General features: G+C 40.6%; 19 protein-coding genes and 2 tRNA genes. 10 read left to right on the top strand and 11 right to left on the bottom strand.

Annotation, left to right across the window (positions count from 1 at the left end):
• Positions 1–114 precede the first annotated feature (114 nt).
• Together AC04Q1_RS24820 and AC04Q1_RS24815 are read right to left on the bottom strand one after the other, a co-directional pair.
• Entirely contained in the window at positions 115–813 is a 699-nt protein-coding gene (locus tag AC04Q1_RS24820; RefSeq protein ID WP_478367239.1) for an SDR family oxidoreductase, read from the bottom strand.
• Positions 814–843: 30 nt separating this feature from the next.
• On the bottom strand, positions 844–1653 hold the full coding sequence (locus tag AC04Q1_RS24815) for a 3-keto-disaccharide hydrolase (protein WP_478367238.1): 810 nt from the start codon (positions 1651–1653) through the stop codon (positions 844–846).
• Between the two features lie 197 nt (positions 1654–1850).
• On the opposite strand from AC04Q1_RS24815, the gene mtgA reads away from it, so the two are divergent.
• Positions 1851–2579 (top strand): monofunctional biosynthetic peptidoglycan transglycosylase, encoded by a 729-nt coding sequence (gene mtgA, locus AC04Q1_RS24810; protein ID WP_478367237.1) that lies wholly within the window; start codon positions 1851–1853, stop codon positions 2577–2579.
• A 69-nt stretch (positions 2580–2648) separates the two neighbouring features.
• Here the strand turns inward: mtgA and AC04Q1_RS24805 are convergent, their stop codons facing one another.
• The 3 genes from AC04Q1_RS24805 to AC04Q1_RS24795 all read right to left on the bottom strand — a co-directional run bounded on the left by AC04Q1_RS24805 (position 2649) and on the right by AC04Q1_RS24795 (position 5937).
• Complete coding sequence (locus AC04Q1_RS24805) at positions 2649–5063, bottom strand: AsmA family protein (protein ID WP_478367236.1); 2415 nt, start codon at positions 5061–5063, stop codon at positions 2649–2651.
• Between the two features lie 100 nt (positions 5064–5163).
• Positions 5164–5451, bottom strand: coding sequence for a YciI family protein (locus AC04Q1_RS24800; RefSeq protein WP_478367235.1), 288 nt, complete (start codon positions 5449–5451; stop codon positions 5164–5166).
• Between the two features lie 6 nt (positions 5452–5457).
• Positions 5458–5937, bottom strand: coding sequence for an ABC transporter ATPase (locus AC04Q1_RS24795; RefSeq protein WP_478367234.1), 480 nt, complete (start codon positions 5935–5937; stop codon positions 5458–5460).
• A gap of 50 nt (positions 5938–5987) precedes the next feature.
• On the opposite strand from AC04Q1_RS24795, the gene AC04Q1_RS24790 reads away from it, so the two are divergent.
• Positions 5988–6494 (top strand): hypothetical protein, encoded by a 507-nt coding sequence (locus tag AC04Q1_RS24790; RefSeq protein WP_478367233.1) that lies wholly within the window; start codon positions 5988–5990, stop codon positions 6492–6494.
• Between the two features lie 204 nt (positions 6495–6698).
• On the opposite strand, the gene AC04Q1_RS24785 is transcribed toward AC04Q1_RS24790, so the two are convergent.
• Genes AC04Q1_RS24785 through AC04Q1_RS24775 form a run of 3 tightly spaced genes read right to left on the bottom strand, consistent with a single transcriptional unit; the run spans position 6699 to position 9388 of the window.
• A complete protein-coding gene (locus AC04Q1_RS24785) occupies positions 6699–7487 on the bottom strand; it encodes a (Fe-S)-binding protein (RefSeq protein ID WP_316844264.1) in 789 nt (262 codons plus the stop codon).
• A gap of 45 nt (positions 7488–7532) precedes the next feature.
• Entirely contained in the window at positions 7533–8084 is a 552-nt protein-coding gene (locus AC04Q1_RS24780) for a TPM domain-containing protein (protein WP_478367232.1), read from the bottom strand.
• An 8-nt stretch (positions 8085–8092) separates the two neighbouring features.
• Complete coding sequence (locus tag AC04Q1_RS24775) at positions 8093–9388, bottom strand: 4Fe-4S dicluster domain-containing protein (RefSeq protein ID WP_478367231.1); 1296 nt, start codon at positions 9386–9388, stop codon at positions 8093–8095.
• Between the two features lie 229 nt (positions 9389–9617).
• On the opposite strand from AC04Q1_RS24775, the gene AC04Q1_RS24770 reads away from it, so the two are divergent.
• Both AC04Q1_RS24770 and AC04Q1_RS24765 read left to right on the top strand, forming a co-directional pair.
• A tRNA-Phe gene (locus AC04Q1_RS24770) sits at positions 9618–9690 on the top strand.
• Positions 9691–9897: 207 nt separating this feature from the next.
• A tRNA-Phe gene (locus tag AC04Q1_RS24765) sits at positions 9898–9970 on the top strand.
• An 89-nt stretch (positions 9971–10059) separates the two neighbouring features.
• On the opposite strand, the gene AC04Q1_RS24760 is transcribed toward AC04Q1_RS24765, so the two are convergent.
• Entirely contained in the window at positions 10060–10503 is a 444-nt protein-coding gene (locus AC04Q1_RS24760; RefSeq protein WP_478367230.1) for an SRPBCC family protein, read from the bottom strand.
• Between the two features lie 20 nt (positions 10504–10523).
• Complete coding sequence (locus tag AC04Q1_RS24755; RefSeq protein ID WP_478367229.1) at positions 10524–10880, bottom strand: DUF1801 domain-containing protein; 357 nt, start codon at positions 10878–10880, stop codon at positions 10524–10526.
• Between the two features lie 283 nt (positions 10881–11163).
• On the opposite strand from AC04Q1_RS24755, the gene AC04Q1_RS24750 reads away from it, so the two are divergent.
• Positions 11164–12765: a S41 family peptidase gene (locus tag AC04Q1_RS24750; RefSeq protein WP_478367228.1), complete on the top strand. Its 1602-nt coding sequence runs from the start codon at positions 11164–11166 to the stop codon at positions 12763–12765.
• Positions 12766–12831: 66 nt separating this feature from the next.
• Here AC04Q1_RS24750 and AC04Q1_RS24745 read toward each other — a convergent pair whose 3' ends face one another.
• A complete protein-coding gene (locus tag AC04Q1_RS24745) occupies positions 12832–13434 on the bottom strand; it encodes a hypothetical protein (RefSeq protein WP_478367227.1) in 603 nt (200 codons plus the stop codon).
• A gap of 215 nt (positions 13435–13649) precedes the next feature.
• Here AC04Q1_RS24745 and AC04Q1_RS24740 point away from each other — a divergent pair, with 215 nt between their 5' ends.
• The 5 genes from AC04Q1_RS24740 (at position 13650) to AC04Q1_RS24720 (ending at position 20594) form a co-directional block, all read left to right on the top strand.
• Positions 13650–14132 carry a GNAT family N-acetyltransferase gene (locus tag AC04Q1_RS24740; RefSeq protein WP_478367226.1) on the top strand — a complete coding sequence of 161 codons (483 nt, stop codon included), beginning with the start codon at positions 13650–13652 and terminating at the stop codon, positions 14130–14132.
• 138 nt (positions 14133–14270) lie between these two features.
• Complete coding sequence (locus AC04Q1_RS24735) at positions 14271–15275, top strand: LLM class flavin-dependent oxidoreductase (protein WP_478367225.1); 1005 nt, start codon at positions 14271–14273, stop codon at positions 15273–15275.
• 270 nt (positions 15276–15545) lie between these two features.
• A complete protein-coding gene (locus AC04Q1_RS24730; protein ID WP_478367224.1) occupies positions 15546–16109 on the top strand; it encodes an RNA polymerase sigma-70 factor in 564 nt (187 codons plus the stop codon).
• A gap of 63 nt (positions 16110–16172) precedes the next feature.
• Complete coding sequence (locus AC04Q1_RS24725) at positions 16173–17120, top strand: FecR family protein (RefSeq protein ID WP_478367223.1); 948 nt, start codon at positions 16173–16175, stop codon at positions 17118–17120.
• Between the two features lie 171 nt (positions 17121–17291).
• On the top strand, positions 17292–20594 hold the full coding sequence (locus AC04Q1_RS24720; protein ID WP_478367222.1) for a SusC/RagA family TonB-linked outer membrane protein: 3303 nt from the start codon (positions 17292–17294) through the stop codon (positions 20592–20594).
• Positions 20595–20608 lie beyond the last annotated feature (14 nt).

Below are 20608 nucleotides of genomic sequence, written 5' to 3'. Positions count from 1 at the left end.
TAAAAAGTCCCGATGAAAATCGGGACTTTTTAATTAAAAATGTAATCATGTAAGAGGCGTTAATGTAGAATTAACTCCGTTTTCCATCATCCATCTCACCTCTTCCATATTCCATTACCCCTTTGGCGTTGTTGGTCTGATTTCGATCTTGCTCGGTAATGTTCTGGCTGGCATGGCCAAAAGATCAACAATCAGTTTGCCCATATCCTCCGGCTGTATTTTCCAGGCGTCATTTTCTGAATCGGGTTGATGATCATTGAAATGGCTGGCTACCGATCCTGGCATAATGGTGCTCACCTTTACACCGTATTTTCTTAAATCGAGCATCACCGATTGGGTAAATCCGGTTAAACCGAACTTGCTGGCATTGTAGGCTGAGCCCCCTGCAAAGAAATTGGTTCCTGCCAAACTCGATATGGTAAAAATATGTCCTTTGGCTTTTTTGATTTCATCAACCGAAGCTTTAATACTGTAAAAAACACCTGTTAAATTGGTATCGATGGTTTCTTTCCATAGATTGACATCCAGTTCATCAATAGGTGCAAAATGACCGACGCCTGCATTGGCGATAAGTACATCCAACTGTCCCCATTTTTCAAGGATTAATTTTACTGCATCCTGTTGAGAGGTAAAATTGGCAACATCTGCTTCAATGGCCAGTACATCGCCATGTGCCACCAGATGTGATGCGGCCTGGTTGGCGCTTGCAATTGTTCTGCTGGTGATGGCTACTTTGTAACCGTCTTTTAAAAGGGCTTCGGCAATACCGTAACCGATTCCTTTACTTCCTCCTGTAATTAGTGCAACTTTCATGCTCTTTTAACGTATGATATGGTAAAATGTTTAATTAGATTTTTTATTGCCTGAGTGTGGAAGTTCCATAATTTGAATATCCTTAAAATCGACAGGCTGACCTTCGCTTTGTAAGGCAATAAATCCCTGTGTAAGCGCTTTACCATCAATTTTAATTTTTGGATCGTAACGGTTGGCTACGCCGCCGCCAATCTGTGGTTTGCTGTATTGTAAAACGGTATCCCCATTGATGATGTGCGTAACCAGCGAATCGCCCATTACAATCAGTTCCGCTGATACCCATTGGTCGCCATCGTAGGTTTTTGATTTAGAATCCAGGCAATGTCCGTCATATAACTTACCCTGATAAAAAATATCGGTTCCAGGAGAGCACATATTACCTGTTGGGCGTGGCCTGCCATCGCTCAAACCGCCTAAGAACTGCATCTCAATCGAAATTGGCCAGTCTTGTTCTTTAGGCATTGTTTTAGGATCCTGAGAATGGAACATTACACCACTATTGCGCAAGGTATAACTTGGTGCGCCTTTTTGCAGTTCGCCAACAAAGCGGTATTTTAGTTTGAGGTGATAATAAGAGAAAGGGGTTTTGTAATAAAGATGGCCGAACTGGTCGTTAAAATCGCCATACTGGTCATAACGGACCTGTATGGTTCCGTCTTCAACCCTAAAGGTATTCCCGAAATTTACATTGTAATCGTGGTGGTGGATTTTTACATTCCAATCCTTGATATCTTTTCCGTTAAAGAGTGTAATCCATTTTTCTGAACGGTTGTTGATGTTTTTGCTTGTGCTGCAGCTCCATAAGGTAACAGCAAGAAAGAGGAAGCTTAGTTTTTTCATTTGGTTAAAATTGTTTTCTGGGGTGTTCACGAATCTGATCTCCAAAATACATAAACAAAGTGATTTTAAAGGGCATTAAGGATTTGCCACATGAATTTTGCATTATGGCCGTATTTTTTAAAGACCAAAAAGTATTTTTCGCATGATTCCTGGGTCTTGCATTTCCCATCTTCCATCGCTTTAATTACCTTTGCGCCATGGCGAAAACCCGGGCAAGCAGAACAAAAAGCAAAGCAAAACATCCGCTTTTAAAAAAGATCACCAACATTGCGACAAAGGTATTTTTATACTTTTTACTGGTTTCAGTGTTTTGGGTAATCGCACTGCGTTTTATTAATCCGCCTATTACACTTTTAATGGTGTTGCGCAACATTGAACGTAAAGCCGACGGAAAGCCTTTTAAAACGGAGAAAAAGTGGGTCAGGTTTGAAGATATGTCTGATAACATGAAACGCGCCGCGGTATCTGCCGAAGATCAGCTCTTTTTAAAACATATCGGTTTCGATATGAAAGCCATCGAAAAGGCTTTTGCCAGCAATGCCAAAGGTAAAAAGGTGAAGGGTGGAAGCACCATTTCGCAGCAAACTGCTAAAAATGTTTTTTTATGGCCGGGGAGATCGTGGATCAGAAAAGGTTTTGAAGCTTATTTTACCCTATTGATCGAACTTTTCTGGAGTAAAGAAAGAATATTGGAAGTTTATCTGAACGTTATCGAAATGGGTGACGGGATTTATGGAGCCGAAGCCGCTGCCCAGGAGTATTATGGGAAATCGTGTACCAGGCTAACCAAAAAGCAGGCCGCTTTAATTGCTTCCTGTTTTCCAAACCCAAGAAGGTGGACACCAAAAAATGCTACGCCGTACATCCGGCACCGTCAGTATCTGATTTTAAGAAATATGAACAGGTTAGGGCCCTTGGATTTTTAATGTGAAATGTTAGATGTAAAATGGATGAGGAAAACTTAATTCCATCATCCTTTTTACATTTTTCATCTCTTAATCGTGATCCTTATTCCATCTGATCTTTATCCCGCCTTTTTCGTCATCAACAGCTTTTAAATGGAGTACAATGCCGCGCATACGCGCCTCTCTTTTTTCTGACTTGGTGAGGTTTTCATCGCCTTTGGGGTTTCTTAATGGAATATCCATGGCTACGTTTGTTCCGGTGCCCAAAGCATAAATTCCCTTTACGTTAAAATTTAAAGCACTGGAATTGACCAGCATCGGACTGATTTCTACTTTATCACCTCTGATCGTGAGCGTACCATCGAGGTTTTTGATCTCTACGTTGGATAAATTCCTGTTGGCAAAGGCAAACTTTCCAACCTTAACCATCGGTTCGAAATTAACAAGGGCGGCATTGTTCAGATTGAAAACCACTTTGCCATTTATCGATCGCGGCAGGATTTTTCCGGTGTGGGATATCCTGCCCGAAATATTAACCAACGAAGATAAATAGCCTTTTAAATTTTTGTTGGTAATGGTGTTCTGCCCGAAGTTATCGAAGGAATAAAAGAAATCCTTAACGCTCACGTGGCTGATTTTTGAGTTGATCTTAAAACTGTTCGAGGCTGCTTCCTGCATAATATTTCCATCCAGCGACAATTGTCCGCCTGCATGTGCCACGCTAATTTTATTGAAGAATATACCGCCACCCCGCAATGAAATATCTGCATCGAGGTTTTTAGCCAGGAAGTTGTCATAGATTGCTTTATTAACAGTTAAACGGATATTCATTTTGGATAGCTCGAGCACATTGCTCAATTCTTTGGAAACCACACGTTTGTTGCCACTTGATTTCGGTCTGTTACTCGACCTGGGACCTAAAAAAGGTAAAAATTCCTTTAAATAAAGTTGAGGGCTCGACATTTTTAAATTTACCAATATTTTATCCGGTGCGGTATAATATAAATTGGCGAAGTTCGCGATATTACAGTTCACATTCAGCTCGCTTTTGCCCAATTGGAAATGCCCGTTCTGTATCGATAAATCATTCTGGTTAAAATTGATATTCAGTGCACTTTTTACCAAATGAAGTTTTCTTGGGATGTACAGGATGTCGGCATCTGCAATCTGTATCTTGCCCGAAACAACCGGTTTGGTAAACCTGAAGTTATCAATATCGGCCTTACAGTATAACCTCAGGTTGGCTGTTCCATTTTTAAACTCAAAATCATTTGTGCCTAATGAATTGTTCAGGTTCGACAGGGGGAATTGTGAAGTAACGAGACCGGTAGCAATGGGGCGTGAAAGATTATTCACGGTAAAAGTGTCAATTCTGAGGGGGGCGTTAAAATACTTAGCGGTAAGTCTGTGGAACTTGATGGAAGAATTTTCATCACCGATAATGCCACCAGCAGTATCGCGGTTGGTAAAGGATCCATCAAAATTACAGGCTGTTAATTTACCTGCCGGAATAGAAACGATATTATCCCGCACAGTGATGCCTACCTTGATCAAAGGATCGCCATATTTCCCTGAGCCATCGTCAATAATATTACCACGAATATTAATTGGTTTTTCGATCCCGAACTTTAAGAGTTTGGATGAAATATTTGGCGATAGGAGCAAGGCCACATCCCTGAATAAAATGTCATCTACTGCGATACTGATGGCAAAAGCAGATTTACCCAGGTCTATTTTTGCACCGATCTTAAATGGGTGGCCGCCGATGTTCAGAATTTCTGGACTTAATATCACGGCGTCGAGATCACGGCTATAATGGGCATTTAAAGTTCCATCCAAGGTTTTATCCTTTAGAAAGCTCCCTTTTCTGGTATTAAAGGCAAAACTGTTTACCTTGGTTGCCAGTTTAATTTTACCTGTCCAGCCACTATCAGGATATTCCATTCTGCCCTGGATCTGATCAATATTGAAATTAAAAAGTTTGAAGCGTTTTTTGTTATCCAATACCAAATTTACTTTATTGAAATCTATTTTTTTGATCTCCAGTGCAGATGATTTTGGCGAAGACTTTTTCTCCGTTTTAGGTTTGCTTTTAAAAATACTGGTATTGCTATAGCCTGTAGTATCGGTGTAGATATATATATCGGCATTATTAATGGCAATCTGTTTAATGCTAATATTGCCCACAATAAGCGAAAGCACATTTAGCGATACATCAATATCCTGCGCTTTTAACAGGTCGTGTTTATGCTGCGCCCAAAGGCTATCCCGCAATAAAACGCCATTTAGAGATACTGAAACGCCAGGGAAGCTTTTTAAAAGCGTGGGTTCCATGCTGGTCGCAGTAATTTTCCCGTTCAGGTTTTTGTTCAATTGAGATAGGATAGTGGCAAGCACTTCCTTTTTATTTCTGCTGATGTAAAATGCGCCTGCCAGCCAGGTCAATATAATCAGGACCACAAGAACCGATACGATTTTTAAAGAGATTTTGAGCCAGCGCTTCATACACATTATTTGATTTAACCAATATAATGTTTTTTGCGCGCTAATTGTTTGGTACTTAGCGAAAAATAATCTGCATTAGCACTACAGGTTTTAGAAAAGCTTAGCCTAAAAGTGCTTCAAGATCCGGATGAAATTGTGAAGTTAAAAATTGTGTGATGTTGAAATCGGCCAGGCGGTGTTTATAAAAAGGATCTTCCATCAGGATTTTCTTTAGCGATTCTTCATCTTTAGCAAGGGCTAAAATAATCCCGCCGGTTCGTGGCACTTTACGGCCAGAAGCCACAAAGATATTTTTATTATAGTATTTCCTTAAATATTTAATGTGCGCCTCCATATGTTCGTCCAGTTCTTCCAGCGGAACAATATATTTAAGGTCTACAATGAACATCGTCTTTTAAAGTAAATGCGCAAAAACGGTAGAATGCCAGCTATTTTGAAAAGGAACTTCCCATTTAGTGTCCAGTTCGGCCAGGGTTTGCACCATATTGTTAAATACAATGGTTTGGGGAGTTACCCGTTTAATATTTACCAGCGTTTCAAAATCTTCCTTACTGTTTACCACAACCTCACCGTTTACCTTATAGGCCATATTGAAGCGGTTAAAAAGATCAACATGGTATTCTTGTTCAATTTCTTTGATCAGTCTTACAGAGCTATCGATAGAGCAGCCGGTAACACCCGCCTGGCTTTCGTCAACCGTAAGGATAATAAAAAAGCCATAACGGATTTCTGCTTTTGCAAGCAGTTCGTTTCCGTGCGCTTTCCATTGGTTAGTGAAAGACGATAACTTGTTCAGGATCTCATTTTCTTCAGTAGAAGTAAACTTGCGATCGCTTTGGTAAACCCAAACCCGTGATTGTGGAGAAAAACTCATATGCAAATTTATGATTTTAATTAAATTGCTGTGTTTAAAACGCTAACCCGATGAAAAAGTTTACACTCTGCTTGAAAATATCCCTTATTTCGGCTTTTTGTATGTTTTTATGCGCTTTTTCCGATCCAGCATCCATAGAACAATACACCAGCTTTTTGCAAAAATCATTTACGGATCATTACGATGCCGGTCAGGAAAGCAACCAGGTTAAACGTTATGAACTAAATGTTACCAACAGTGGTTTTTGCCGCTACAAGCGTTACTTTAATAACGGTAAAACAGAGTATTTCGCATTTAAATTGTCGAAATTTAAAGATATGGATTATTATGGAACTACAAATTCGGGTAAATTGTATATCCATACCAAAGGCGATGATGTCATTGTGCAGACCTATAAAGACCGGGGCGGTGATGTAGACTCAATGGCTACGCAAATTATTATACCCATGAAAAATATGGAAGCAGAGGAATTAAACCTGATCCGAGATAACCTCGATAAAATTGTTAAGCTGCCTCCTGCAGAGGCGCCCAGAGCAGAAATAAAGTCGGAAGATTAGGATATACCGCTTATTTTGAGAAAAGCAGATACAGTGGTACTTAGGTTCTAGCAGCCCTGTTATCCGCTTTACTCCGTTGCACTTCGTGTTCGCTACTACCAGGTTTATTTTACTCAGGTTAGAAGCGAATCTATCGTAATTAAGCCCTTAATAAGAATTAAACCTTAATGGCCATAATTAGTTAATGGTTGTTAGTAACACAGTTTAAAGTCCATTTGCCCTTGCCGTAATTTCGGCGATATCCAATACCTTCACTTCCTGTTCTTTATCTTTTAATTTAATGCCATCACTCAACATGGTCATACAGAATGGACAGCCAGCTGCAATTACCTGTGGATTGGTTTCTAGAGCTTCATCAATGCGTTCTACGTTGATGTCCTTTTTCCCTTTTTCTGGTTCTTTAAACATCTGTGCACCCCCGGCACCGCAGCATAAACCATTGCTTTTGCAACGTTTCATTTCTACCAATTGGGCATCTAAAACTTCTAAAGCTTTTCTTGGCGCTTCGTATATGCCATTTCCACGTCCTAAATAACAAGGATCGTGATAGGTGATTTTTTTGCCTTTGAAGCTCTCGCCACCTTCTGCTTTTAATTTGCCCTCATTAATTAAATCCTGTATCAATTGGGTATGGTGGATTACCTCATAAGTGCCACCTAAGCCAGGATATTCGTTTTTGATGGTATTGAAACAGTGTGGACAGCCCGTTACAATTTTTTTGATATTGTAGGCATTCAACACTTCTATATTGGTCATGGCCTGCATCTGGAACAGAAACTCGTTCCCCGCTCTTTTAGCCGGATCACCCGTACAACTTTCTTCGGTTCCCAGAACGGCGTATTTTATGCCTACATGATGCAGGATCTTACAGATATCGCGGGTAATTTTTTGCGCCCGTTCATCATAACTTCCTGCACAACCCACCCAAAATAATATTTCCGGTTCTTCACCTGCAGCCATTAATTCGGCCATTGTAGGGACTTTAAATTCCATTTTTATAGTCATTAGTTAGTATCCGGTACCAAGACCAGATGTATACTATTGTTTTGTTTTTAATAATTTAATCAACTCAGTTAAGCCTGTAAATGTGCCCGCATAATAATCATCTTTTTTAAAGTTAGGGATGATATGCCGGTCTATTACTTCTTTTGCTTCCTTATCGGATATCAGTTTTTCAATGCCATATCCGTTGCAAATTCTGATTAACCTGTGCTTACGCGAAAAGGCGATCAAAATTCCGTTATCTTTTCCTTTTTCTCCGGGTTTCCAGTTATTGGCAATCCTCAAAGCAAGATCATTAAACTTTCTCTTGCTTATCATCATCGTATCAATAGTTACTATGGCAATCTGTATACCGGATTCCGCTTTAAATTTTGTAATCAGGTTTTCTAACGACGCGATCTGCTTTTTATCGAAGTCCCGCTCATAATCATTCACCCAGCCTGTTGGTTTTGGAATGTTGTCCCAAAACGTTTTTCTATAATCTTCCAGCTTTCCTTTTGAGGTTCCTGTCTGTGCTTGCGCTTCAACCCTGAACGGGTTGATGAGCATGATCAAAACAGATAGAATACAAAAGGCCCTGGTCTTCATGTCTTGGATTATTTTTCTTCAGCCCATTTAAAACGATCGGCTGGCGAGTATTTCCAGGGGGCCTGGTTATTTTCAATATTTCCGAGCATGGCATTGATACTTCCCGGCGCCTGTGATTCTTCCATTACGGCAAAACGGCGCAGTTCCATAATAATCTGTAGTGGGTCAATGTTTACCGGACAGGCTTCAACACAGGCATTACAACTTGTGCAGGCCCAGATTTCTTCCCTGCTGATATAATCGTCCAATAAGGATTTTCCATCCTGATGCTCAGCGCCATGTTTATCAATGTTCTGGCCCACTTCGGTAATGCGGTCGCGGGTATCCATCATGATTTTCCGTGGCGATAAAAGTTTTCCCGTGATATTGGCGGGGCAAACCGATGTACATCTTCCACATTCGGTGCAGGTATAGGCATTCATCAGGTTTACCCAACTCAAATCGGTTACATCTTTTGCGCCGAATTTACCAGGTTCGGTTTCTGCCGGAACAAAAGAAGGATCGAGCATGGCTTTCACCTCATTGGTAACCGAAGCCATATTGGTAAATTCGCCTTTAGGCTCCAGATTAGAAAAATAGGTATTTGGAAAGGCAAAAAGGATGTGGAAATGTTTAGAGTAAGGCAGGTAATTTAAGAAGGCTAAAATACCGATGATGTGGAACCACCAGCAGCTGCGTTCTACAATGACCAATGCACTTTCTGTTGAAGGCAGTATATTCATTAAATATTGACTTACCGGAAAGGCACCTGCATTAACATAATGGCTAACGCCCAAAAGTTGCAGTTTTGCATCGGCGGCATTCATGAGCAAAAAAGCGCTCATTAATAAAATCTCGGTAATTAAGATATAATTCGCATCAGACTTTGGCCAGCTTTTCATTTCTACACCACTAAAGCGCCTAAGTTTGATAATATTTCTGCGTACCAGAAAAATGGCGCAGGAAACCCAAACGGTAAAGGCCAGGATTTCGAAAGATCCAATCAGGAAGTTATATAAACCGCCCAAACCATGAAAGATCCGGTGGGTGCCGAAAAGTCCATCGATCATAATTTCGAGTACTTCGAGGTTGATGATTACAAAGCCGATGTAAACAAAAAAATGGAGAAACGCCGGGATAGGGCGGACAACCATTTTAGATTGGCCAAAAGCCACACGAAGCATGGTTATCAACCTTTTTTGTGGCTGATCTTTGCGATCGACCGCTTTTCCTAACCGGATATTGCGGATTATTTTACGCAGGTTAACTGTAAACAGCGCAATTGCTGCAAGTGTAAGTACTAGAAAGAGGATCTGTGCCACCATGCAATATTAGATTGTTTACGCTAAATTAGGATATTAATCTAAATAAAATGCTATGCATGCATAAAAAAATATATAAAATTGTTTGTTTGTATTCATTCTAAGCATTGATTAAGGCCTTTTTTCCAGATTGTGAAAAATTAATTAATTGATAATCAGAGGGACGCTGAAATAATTGAAAAAAAGTTTTGCTTTTGGGAAAAGAACACTACATTTGCAATCCCAAACGGATGGTGCCATAGCTCAGTCGGTAGAGCAAAGGACTGAAAATCCTTGTGTCCCTGGTTCGAATCCAGGTGGCACCACTTCCAAAAGCCTTACAGAAATGTAAGGCTTTTTTGGTTTTGTATCATTTCTCAGAGAGAAACCTTTTTTCAAAATCAAAATATTTTTTCAATGCATCTTCTTGCTTATCAAAAAGATGTGACTTAACGGTGTTGTTTTGAAGAAAAAATCTGGAATCCTTTTTTGGATTTGAGAAAAAGAATACTACATTTGCATTCCCAAAAGGGGGTGCCATAGCTCAGTCGGTAGAGCAAAGGACTGAAAATCCTTGTGTCCCTGGTTCGAATCCAGGTGGCACCACTTCCAAAAGCCTTACAGAAATGTGAGGCTTTTTTGGTTTATAACTGTTTTTTACAAAAAGAGCCTCTGTTTGATAAGAGGCTCATTATTTATGTTTCGATATGGTCATCAGGTTTTTCGGCTATTTCTTTCACCTTATCCAGGGCTTTTGGCCAGGTTTTTTCGAAATAATCAAGCCACTCTTCGGTAATTCCCATGTCGATGAGCAGTTCCGTTTTACCATCTTTTTCAGTTAAGGTATAATTCTCGAGCGATTCGCCCCAGTTATGTAGCGTTTCCTTACCGTCCTTTATTTCGCCAATGTGTTTGATAGACATATATCGGTTGGGAATATTTTCTTCTACAACTGCTACCATGCCATCTCCTTTACCATCATGAAACAGTGCTTTGCTTCCTTTTTTCCAATCGGTTTTTACCTGCGATCCTTCCATAAAAACAGCGGTCCATTTGGGATAGGTTTTTACGCCAAAGAGAACATCCCAAACTTTTTCTGCTGAGGCGTTAATTGTGGTTTTAAATTCAATCTTTTCCATGGTTTTTGATTTTATAAGTGTTATTGATTTTCCATCAGGTTTATCCAGGCATTTACGGCTTTTTTCAAAGCAGGTCCATGTTGTTCTACATCGGCCATCGTATAAAATTTAGCGTAAGCTTTTCCTTTAGTCTGTTCTTCAAGAAATCCGAAATCATCATTTAGTAAAGATGCTTTATGAAAAACGAGCACTACATAGTTTTTGATCCTGGGGTTTAGCGTAGCCATATCTTCCCTGAACTTAAAACTTGGTCCGCCCCATTTAATGTCGCTTTCGATCTTAGTATTAGCGGTAATGATATCGATCACGCTTTCCATTTCCTTTTTTAAAGGATGATCCAACTGATCCATAAAAGTATTGACTTTTGTAATGCTCATAATAGATGATTGTGTATAACAAATTTGCACAGGATTTGATTGATTTATGCGGTGTAAAAGCGACAATCTACAGGGGCATAAGGACTGTGTTTTATTTGTGATTTTTAACATCATTATCTCAAAATCAGTAATTTAATCGGTAGATTTACGTGATTTGACGATACATATGTGTGTTAACACAATATTTTGAATTAAATTTAGTTTGTTGGTAGAACAAAAGTTTCTCAGCGAACAACTTAACAACTGCCTAATGCGTATATATAAATAATGCTACTACAAAAACATGAGAAATAACAAACTTACCATCTTGGTAATGCTGGCGCTTTTGAGTCTGGCTGTGGTTGGAGGCTGTAAAAAGAGCAGTATTGAATCCGAACCCACAACTCCGGTTATCACGACGCCCACGCCATCAGGAACCCGTGAAGAACTGACCAAGGATTCGATCTTTTTATACGGCAAAGAACTTTATTATTGGAATACTTCCTTACCAACCTATGAAGTGTTTAACCCGCGCGGATTCAGTTCGAACGAAACGGAGTTATTTGCTTTGACACAATACTCTATGGACCCATCAACAGGGAAACCATATGAATATGTAAGTAGTTCTTCTACAGAACCCAAATATTCTTTTTTTGATTATACTGCAGCAACTACAGGGAAAACAGGGGTACTAAAGGCAGATGTAAACGGTTCTGCCAACGATTATGGCTTTTCTGTTCAGTATAATAATGAAACAGATTTAAGGGTTAAATATGTTTATCCAAATTCTCCGGCAGCGCAGCAGGGCTTAACGCGTGGCTGTAGGTTAACGAGTGTCAACAACAGAACAAACCTTACTTATCCTGGTGCAGTTAGTTTTTTGAATAGCGCTATTTTTGGTACCAATCCGAGTATAACACTGGCTTTTAATGATATTAATGGCAATCCTAAAACGGCTGTTGTAACGAGTAGCCTTTACACGGTCAATCCCATATTATATACCCATGTTTATACGGTTAATGCAAAAAAGGTGGGCTATATTGTTTTCAATAGTTTTACCAATAATGTTTCTGCAGCATTGAATACTGCCTTTGCCGATTTCAATACACAGGGTGTTAGCGAACTGATTGTTGATTTACGATATAATGGTGGTGGTTATGTTTCCACTGCTACCCAGATTATTAATCTGGCCGCACCTGCAGGAGAAACGGGCAATACCATGTTTACTTCTTATTACAATAGCTACCTACAGTCGATTACCAGTGCCCAGCGGAAAGCCTCCGTTTTGGCACACCAGCCTTTATTAGACGATGCCGGTAAATTACAGACTTTTACTTCCGGTGTGAACGGAAAGTATGCCACTTATGCAGATTTAGATTATTCCCCAACAGCTGCAGATAACATTGAGAAATTTGCAAAATCAGGATCTTTAGCCTTAAACAGAATTTATTTTCTCGTAACAGGATCTACGGCATCCGCAAGTGAGCTCACCATCAACAGTTTGAAACCGGTAATGGACGTAAAATTAATTGGCAGCACTACTTATGGAAAACCGGTAGGTTTCTTTCCGGTCAGAATAGATAAGTTGGATATGTATATCCCCGAATTTGAAACCAAAAATAAAGTTGGCGTTGGTGGCTACTACTCTGGCCTAACGGTTGATAAAGTTTCGGCGGAGGATTTAACAAAGGCCTGGGGTGATGAAACAGAAACCCTGTTGGCTTACGCTTTATTATACGCGAAAAACGGGAATTTTGTAACTACGGGAGCTAAAACAGCAAGCTTAAGTGCTACGTCAACTGTAATGCCATCAAAATTATCGGTAGCTGAACTTAAAGCCGTAGATGAAAAATTAGACCCAAAAGGGTTTAAGGGCATGGTGATGACGCCTGATAAAAAATTTTAATAAGGTTTTTTAAACGAAAATGCCCTGCTGATATGATTTAACAGGGCATTTTTTTTGCATTAATCCTTAAAGCAATATTTTACTGCTAATATCTTTATTAATGGTAATGTAGCCAGGGTATTTAACCGGCGTATTGCCCAGCATAAAAGTTGGTTTTATTTTAATGGTTAACAAGCCCAGTTTTTCATCTTTAGCAGACGCTCCCTTTTGGGCAGCCTTGATGATGTCGTTAAATACATTTCCGTTAGATACCAAGCCATAGATATTACTTACCAATTGAACCGGCACAGTAACGGTTTGACCTTGTGCAATGCTTACATTCTGGTTCACCGTACCTTCTGCCAAATCTGTATTGTTTACCAGGATTTTATATTCGAACTGGTTTATTGCGGCCAGATTAGCGGATGGATTGGTAATTTCTAAGTTTAAGTTGGCCCTTAATGGGATGTCTTTCCTTAATAGACCCAAAGCTACGCCCGGTAAACTGGTTAGACTGAAGCTCTGCTGATCCATTAATTTTTTTACATCCGTTCCTGCAATGCTCACCTGTTGTACACCGGTGATTTTATACGTGCAATCTTCAAGGGCTTTTATCTGCTGAGCCTGCCTGTTAATGCCACAGCCAAAAATGCTGATGGCGACCAGTAAAAGCAATATTTTTTCTTTCATGTTATTCATAACGCCAAAATAGTAAAACTATTTCAGATAGCCAGGTTAATTGTGGAGAGTGCTTAATTGCTTAACTGTTGAAAATGGTTAACTGAGGGAATGATTAACCGGTTAATTGTTCTTACCGTCTAATGCCACAATTAACCAGTTACCGATTTAACAATTATCCCATCAATTTAGCCTAAACTCTTACCTTTGAAAAAAATAAAGCGGATATGGGTGTTACCATTAGAAAGATAACAGCAAAAGATAATGCGGCTACAGCAGAGATGATCAGAACAATCTTAAGAGAATTTAAGATCGACAGGTCTGGGACGGTTTATACCGACCGGACAACGGATCATTTATCTACAGTTTTTGAGCATCCTGAATCCGCATATTGGCTAGCGGAAGAGGATGGGCTTATTATCGGCGGCTGCGGCATTTACCCTACCGAAGGGTTACCTGCTGGCTGTGTGGAACTCGTTAAACTGTATACTTCGGCAGGCTCACGTGGAAAAGGTATCGGCAAAATGCTAATGGAGAAAAGTATCGGGTCGGCCCAGCACTTTGGTTATAATGAAATTTATCTCGAATCGTTTCCTGAATTGACCACGGCGATTACGATGTATGAAAAAACAGGATTTAAAAAGTTATCTGCTCCATTGGGCAATTCAGGTCATTTTGCCTGTAATGTTTGGATGTTGCTGGTGCTTTAGTTTGCTTTTTTAATCAGCGAAGACCTTTTTTATCATCGCAATGTTTTAGTGTTGGTTCAACGTCATATATGCCCGAAATCATCGGGAGTTGGTTTAATTAAGGATATTTTAGCAGTCTGGATTTTATCTTTTTGATTTATGGCTGATCACTTATTAAAGAATATACCTTACTCCGTACTCGATCTTGCAACCGTTTTAGACGGTTATACTGCAGCAGATACTTTTAAAACCAGTCTCGATCTGGCCCGGCAATCTGAAAGTTTAGGTTACACCCGTTATTGGTTTGCCGAACACCATAACATGGCAGGTGTAGCCAGTTCGGCAACAGCGGTGCTTATCGGATATATTGCCGGAGGTACAAAAAGCATCCGTGTGGGTTCGGGAGGGATTATGCTACCCAATCATGCACCTTTAATTGTGGCCGAACAGTTCGGTACATTGGCTTCACTTTACCCTCACCGGATCGATTTAGGTTTGGGTAGGGCGCCCGGCACCGATCAGGTGACGGCAATGGCCATCCGTGGCGAGAATTTTAATGCTGCCCATCATTTCCCAAAAGATGTAGACCGCTTACAGCAATTGTTTTCTGCCAGCAATAACCGCGCAAGTGTAAGGGCTATTCCGGGAGAGGGATTGGATATACCGATCTGGATTTTAGGCTCAAGTACCGACAGTGCACGTTTAGCAGCTGAAAAAGGACTGCCTTATGCTTTTGCAAGTCATTTTGCACCAGCCTATTTCGAACAGGCGATTTCCATTTATAGAAATAACTTCAAGCCATCGGCATTTCTACAGGAACCTTATGTAATGGCTTGTGTAAACGTAGTTGCTGCCGATACGGATGATGAAGCAGAACGCCTATCAAGTTCGGTGAAACGCATGTTCTTAGGCGTAATTACGGGTAAAAGGGAATTGTTAAAGCCGGCAATTGATGATATCAATCAGTATTGGGACCGTATGGAAAAAGAAGCAGTCGAACAGATGTTATATTATTCTTTTATCGGCAGTGCCAAAACCATCAAGGAAAATTTAGAAGCTTTTGTAACAAAGTATGGCGTAAATGAGATCATGAGCACTTCGCATATTTACGATCATCAGTCCAAATTACATTCCAATAAACTTTTTGCGGGGTTATTCGGATAACGGGGACGCTTTTGCTTCCTTCTCCACCAATTAACCAATGGTTCTGCAGAAAAAGATCATTGAGGAACTCAAAGCCCGCACAATAGACTTTTGCGGCAATCTATTTAAATCTGTGGGAAACCAAGCTCCTATTGTTTCCCGCGGATATCCCAGATAGGGGCAGATTTCTGTCCATCTTGGATTTTCCATCAGCAACATCTAGTCTTTAAGATTTATTAATACTAAGGGAATATTGGGCCATTAGCTTTGTCCATTATAAAACAGTATCCCTTGGACAATTCATTATTTTCTTCTTTACAACAGGGAAACCATGAGGCTATGGCAGAAATCTACCATGCTTATTGGGCGGATGTTTTTGATGCTGTATTGAAAAAAACGGATGATGAAGCACTTGCACAGGATATTACGCAAGAAATTTTCATCTCCCTTTGGGAGAACCGGGCAGCCATTAACTTAACAGGAAGTTTAGGCGCTTACCTGCATGGTGCTGTAAAATACAAAGTGATTAATTATTTCAGGTCGGGTAGCATTAAAGCGCAACACCAAACTGCACTTAGCGCACTTATGGATGAACAGCATACTGTTGCCGCGGATGATAAATTGATTTTAAAAGAACTTCATTTAGAAGTTGATGCCGCCATAGCGCGCTTACCAGAAAAAATGCAATTGGTATTTTCGATGAGCCGTAAACAGGAAAAATCAATCAAAGAAATCGCTGCAGAACTTGATGTTTCCGTACAAACAGTAAAAAATCAGATCTCTGCAGCTCTGAAACTGCTCAAAAAAAGTCTTTCCTACATCCTTTTCATCGCTGCGCTGATCGGCTTAACGTAAAGTTAATGTATCGATAACATTTTTGGTTAGTACCGATCTGCTTTTCAACTGACATGTATTTAAATGACAGAAGAACAGGCAAAGGAGCTGCTGCAGAAATATCTCGATCAGCAGGCAAGTCCGGAAGAACAAAATAAAGTTGAATCGTGGTATGCCGCGCTCCATCAGGAGAATGTTGAACTGGCTGCAGACCGTAAAGCAGCAATAGGAGAACAGATGTTTGTTCACCTTAAGGGGGCAATGCATCAAAAACCGAAGCATTACAAGGTATTTAAGCTCCCGTCTCTTGTCAGGACTGCAGCAGCAATACTCATCATCATTACAGCGGGTTTTGGTATTTGGAAACTCAGTGCGCCAGTAAATCCGAGTGAGAATCAGCTTACGGTAATTACAGGCAGTGCAGAGCGAAAACGCATTACCTTATCAGATGGTTCGGTGGTTTTGTTAGGCCCCTCCGCTAAACTTAGCTACCCTAAAGTATTTGCTTCGGACAACCGACAGATCGAATTAAAAGAGGGTGAAGCTTTTTTTGATATTGCCCACCAGGAGAAACGGCCATTTACGGTACATACCACATCTGGAGTCGATATCAAAGTACTGGGTACCTCTTTCAGGGTTAAATCTTATCAAGCCAGTAAACATATCGAAGTTGCCGTACTTACCGGAAAAGTTGCAGTGAGCAATAAGGGGGGCAATCTTGGTACACTGATCAAAGATGAGTTTTTAACCTACGATAAAAATGAAGGCCGCGCAGCCATCCGTAAAGCCAGGGCTTTGGCCTTTGTTGAGCTTGCTTTTGATGGTGCAACGCTAGAGCAGGTAATTGACAAGCTCCAATATGTATACAGCATCAAAATTTCGCTCAGCGATAGTACTTTGAGCAAACTTAAAAGTACAGCCACTTTTAGCAGCAGGCAATCGCCTGAAGAGATTCTGGATATCATCTGCAGCCTGCACCACCTTAAGTTTAACGGATCAAAAAATCATAAAACATTTAACATATACAAATGAGATAAGGATATGATATAGAAATCGTCTGCGGTACTGATCAGATTAGTTGCCGTAATCTTTCTTTCTGGCCATGGATGCCGGCATAATTAAAGCTTTACAAATAAACACAATCAAACAAATTAAACAATGAAAACAACCTCCCATAAGAGGACACCAGCTCTTTATAAGATCATGAAATACGCATGTTTAACATTTACGATCCTCTGCATTTTTTGTAGCTCAATCCTCGCTTCGGCAGGGATGGCGCAAAAGTTAGAGAAAACAACGGTGAGCATTACGATCAGCAAAGGCCGTAAAATGACCGAAATAATCAAAGAAATTGAGTCGCGTACGGGGCTTAGCTTTGTATACAATCCCGACCAGCTACAACAGAAAAACATGTTTGTGAGTGGCGATTTTACCACCGAGCCTGTAAGATCAATGCTCGATAGGCTAGGTTTACAGGTTTTGGAAAAAGGTGGTTATGTGATATTAAACAATGCGGTTTTGAATAAACCCGACCGTATTGTTACCGGGGTAGTACGCGATTCGTCCGGAGTTTCTTTGCCCGGCGTTTCGGTAAAAGTTTTGGGAACACAAAGCGGTACCATTACCGATGGAAACGGTGCTTATCGCATTGAAGTGGGTGCCGATGCTGTACTTTCATTTTCGATGATCGGATACCGTACCAAAGAAGTCAACGTGGGTGAGAGCCAGGTCATCAATATGGTGTTGAGCGAAGAACGTTCCATGCTTGCCGATGTAGTGGTAGTAGGTTATGGTACACAGAAAAAGGAAACTTTAACAGGAGCAATCACCATTGTTGGACTGGATAAACTTTCTTCGCGTTCATTGAACAGTGTAGGAGAGGTACTTGCCGGTAAGTCACCCGGGGTAATCGTAACCAATGAGGGTGGCGATCCAACTTCAACACCGCGTATTAATATCCGCGGTGCAGGCGGGATCAACGGAGAAAGCGTACTCTATGTAATCGATGGATCTATATTTTCGGGTACACCACAGCTTAATCCTAACGATATCGAATCTATATCGGTATTAAAAGACGGATCGGCAGCCATTTATGGTGCAAGGGCTTCAGGCGGTGTGGTATTGATTACCACCAAGAAAGGTAAAAACGGCAAAATGCAGATCAGTTTCGATGCAAAAATTGGACAACAAAGTGTATGGAAGGAATTAGAACCTTTAAATGCCCAGCAACGTGCCCAGGTGGCCGCAACTGCAGCCAAAAATGGCGGTACCACCATATTGCCTGCCTTTGATGCTTCGAAATACCCTGACGGACAGGTAACACGCACCAACTGGATGGACGAAGTTTTTAGAGATGGAATGGTACAGGATTATAATGCCGCTATAAACGGTGGTAGTGAAAAATCTAATTATTACTTAAGTTTTAATTACCGTAATGCGGAAGGCATTGTTTTAAATACCCAAACCAAACGTTATAACTTCAGGATCAATACCGAACATGAGTTGACCAATTGGTTAAAAGTAGGTGAAAACCTATCGTATAGCAGTACCAATGGAAATGGCGCCAATACCAGCAGCGATTATACAGGAGCCTTACTTTCGGCCATTTATTATCCAACCAACGGAACGCCTTACAATGCTGATGGTAGCTTTGCCGGTTTACCAGGCGGGCAATATGCGGGCGACTATGGCGATATCGTTAACCCAGTTGCCGATTTACAGCGTATCGATATCAATAATCCTGTAAACGTTTTGGTGGTTAATCCTTATGTCAATGTTAAATTGATGAAGGGTTTAACGTTTAGGTCTAATTTAAGTATCACTAAATCAGATGCCGCGTTTAAAAGCTTTACGCCAAAAAGGCCGGAGGTGGGAAAACCGGTATTGAGCAACAGCTTACAAGAAAGCAGTAGCCGTTCTAATGATTTTCTTGCAGAGCAGGTATTGAGTTATAAGGCGGCTTTTGGTCGTCATCAGTTAGATCTTACCGGTGGTTATTCTTTTCAGAAAACCAAAAGCAACAGCTTATCGGCCTCTGGAGCTGGTTTTGATGATGAATCTCCTCAATACAGATATCTGGTGAATGCAACAGTGATACAGCCTTCGGTGAGTAGTATGTATGCTCAGGCACTTTCATCACTGTTTTTTAGGGCCAATTATAACTATAGCGAAAAATATCTGGTATCGTTAATCGGCCGTCGCGATGGTTCATCTCTGCTCAGTAAAAATAACAGAACCAGGAATTATGGCTCAGCTTCGCTAGGATGGGTAGTCAATAAAGAAGATTTTCTTAAAGACGCTTCCTGGTTAAATGAACTGAAATTGAGAGCGAGTTATGGTATACTGGGTAATTTAGGCTCGCTAAACGCTTCTGCGGTGAACCCATTGTTAAGTGCAACCCAAAGTTATTTTGGACAAACGCCAACCTTGCAAAATGGTTATGTGCAAACGGTTCTGGCCAATAAAGATTTAACATGGGCAGAATCAAAACAGACCAATTTAGGGATTGATGTAGCCGTTTTAGGCAGATTAAGCCTGAATGCCGACTATTTTATTAAAGAAATCAATAAAATGATTTTGACCCGGTCGTTACCTGGAACAGCAGGTTTAAACACCCAAACCGTTAATGCCGGTATTGTAAAAGATAAAGGTGTAGAACTGGGTTTAACCTACAATAGCGATAAAAATGCGGCTTTTACCTATTCTGTAAACGCTACCTTAACCAAAATCAACAACAAGGTGGAGGAACTGGCACCAGGATTGGAAAACATTGCCGTGGGTACAAATTTCCGTAACGAACTTGCGCCACTTACCATTAGAGTAGGGCAACCTTTATACAGTTATTATGTGTTAAAAACAGATGGTATTTTCCAAAGCCAGGCAGAAGCCGATAATTATAAAAATGCTAAGGGAGCTAAAATTCAGCCAAATGCAAAAGCGGGAGATTTCAAATTCGTAGATATCAATGGCGATGGATCGATTGATGGGAACGACCGTTATTTCGCCGGTAGCGCTTATCCTGATTTTTCATATGGCTTAAGCTTTAATGCCAGCTATAAAAACTTCGACATCAATATTTTCGCACAGGGTGTACAAGGCAATAAACTGTTTAATGCGGTAAAACGTACCACCTACAGTGCCAGTGGCCCATCTTACAACAAACTGGTAGGTATTCTTGATGCCTGGTCGCCAGAGAACCCGGGTGGTAAAGTGCCGATTATTTCGACCAGTGATGCCAATGGAAACTTTAATGCTTCCGATTTTTATGTAGAAGACGGTTCATATCTGCGGATCAGGAATGTAACATTAGGTTACAGTTTGCCAAAATCGCTTGCCAGTAAATTGAAAACCGGAGGGGTAAGGATTTATGCCACTGCAAACAACCTCTTTACCATTACAAATTATTCGGGCTTCGATCCGGAAATCGGAATGGATAATAACGGACTGGATGTTGGCCGTTATCCGCAGGCAAGAAGCTTTATCCTTGGTTTAAGTGTAAATCTATAATCATCAATCAAAAC

It is taken from the genome of Pedobacter humicola (assembly GCF_056490705.1).
The sequence above is the reverse complement of the archived record's forward strand: the minus strand, read 5'-3'. Positions and strand labels throughout refer to the sequence as shown.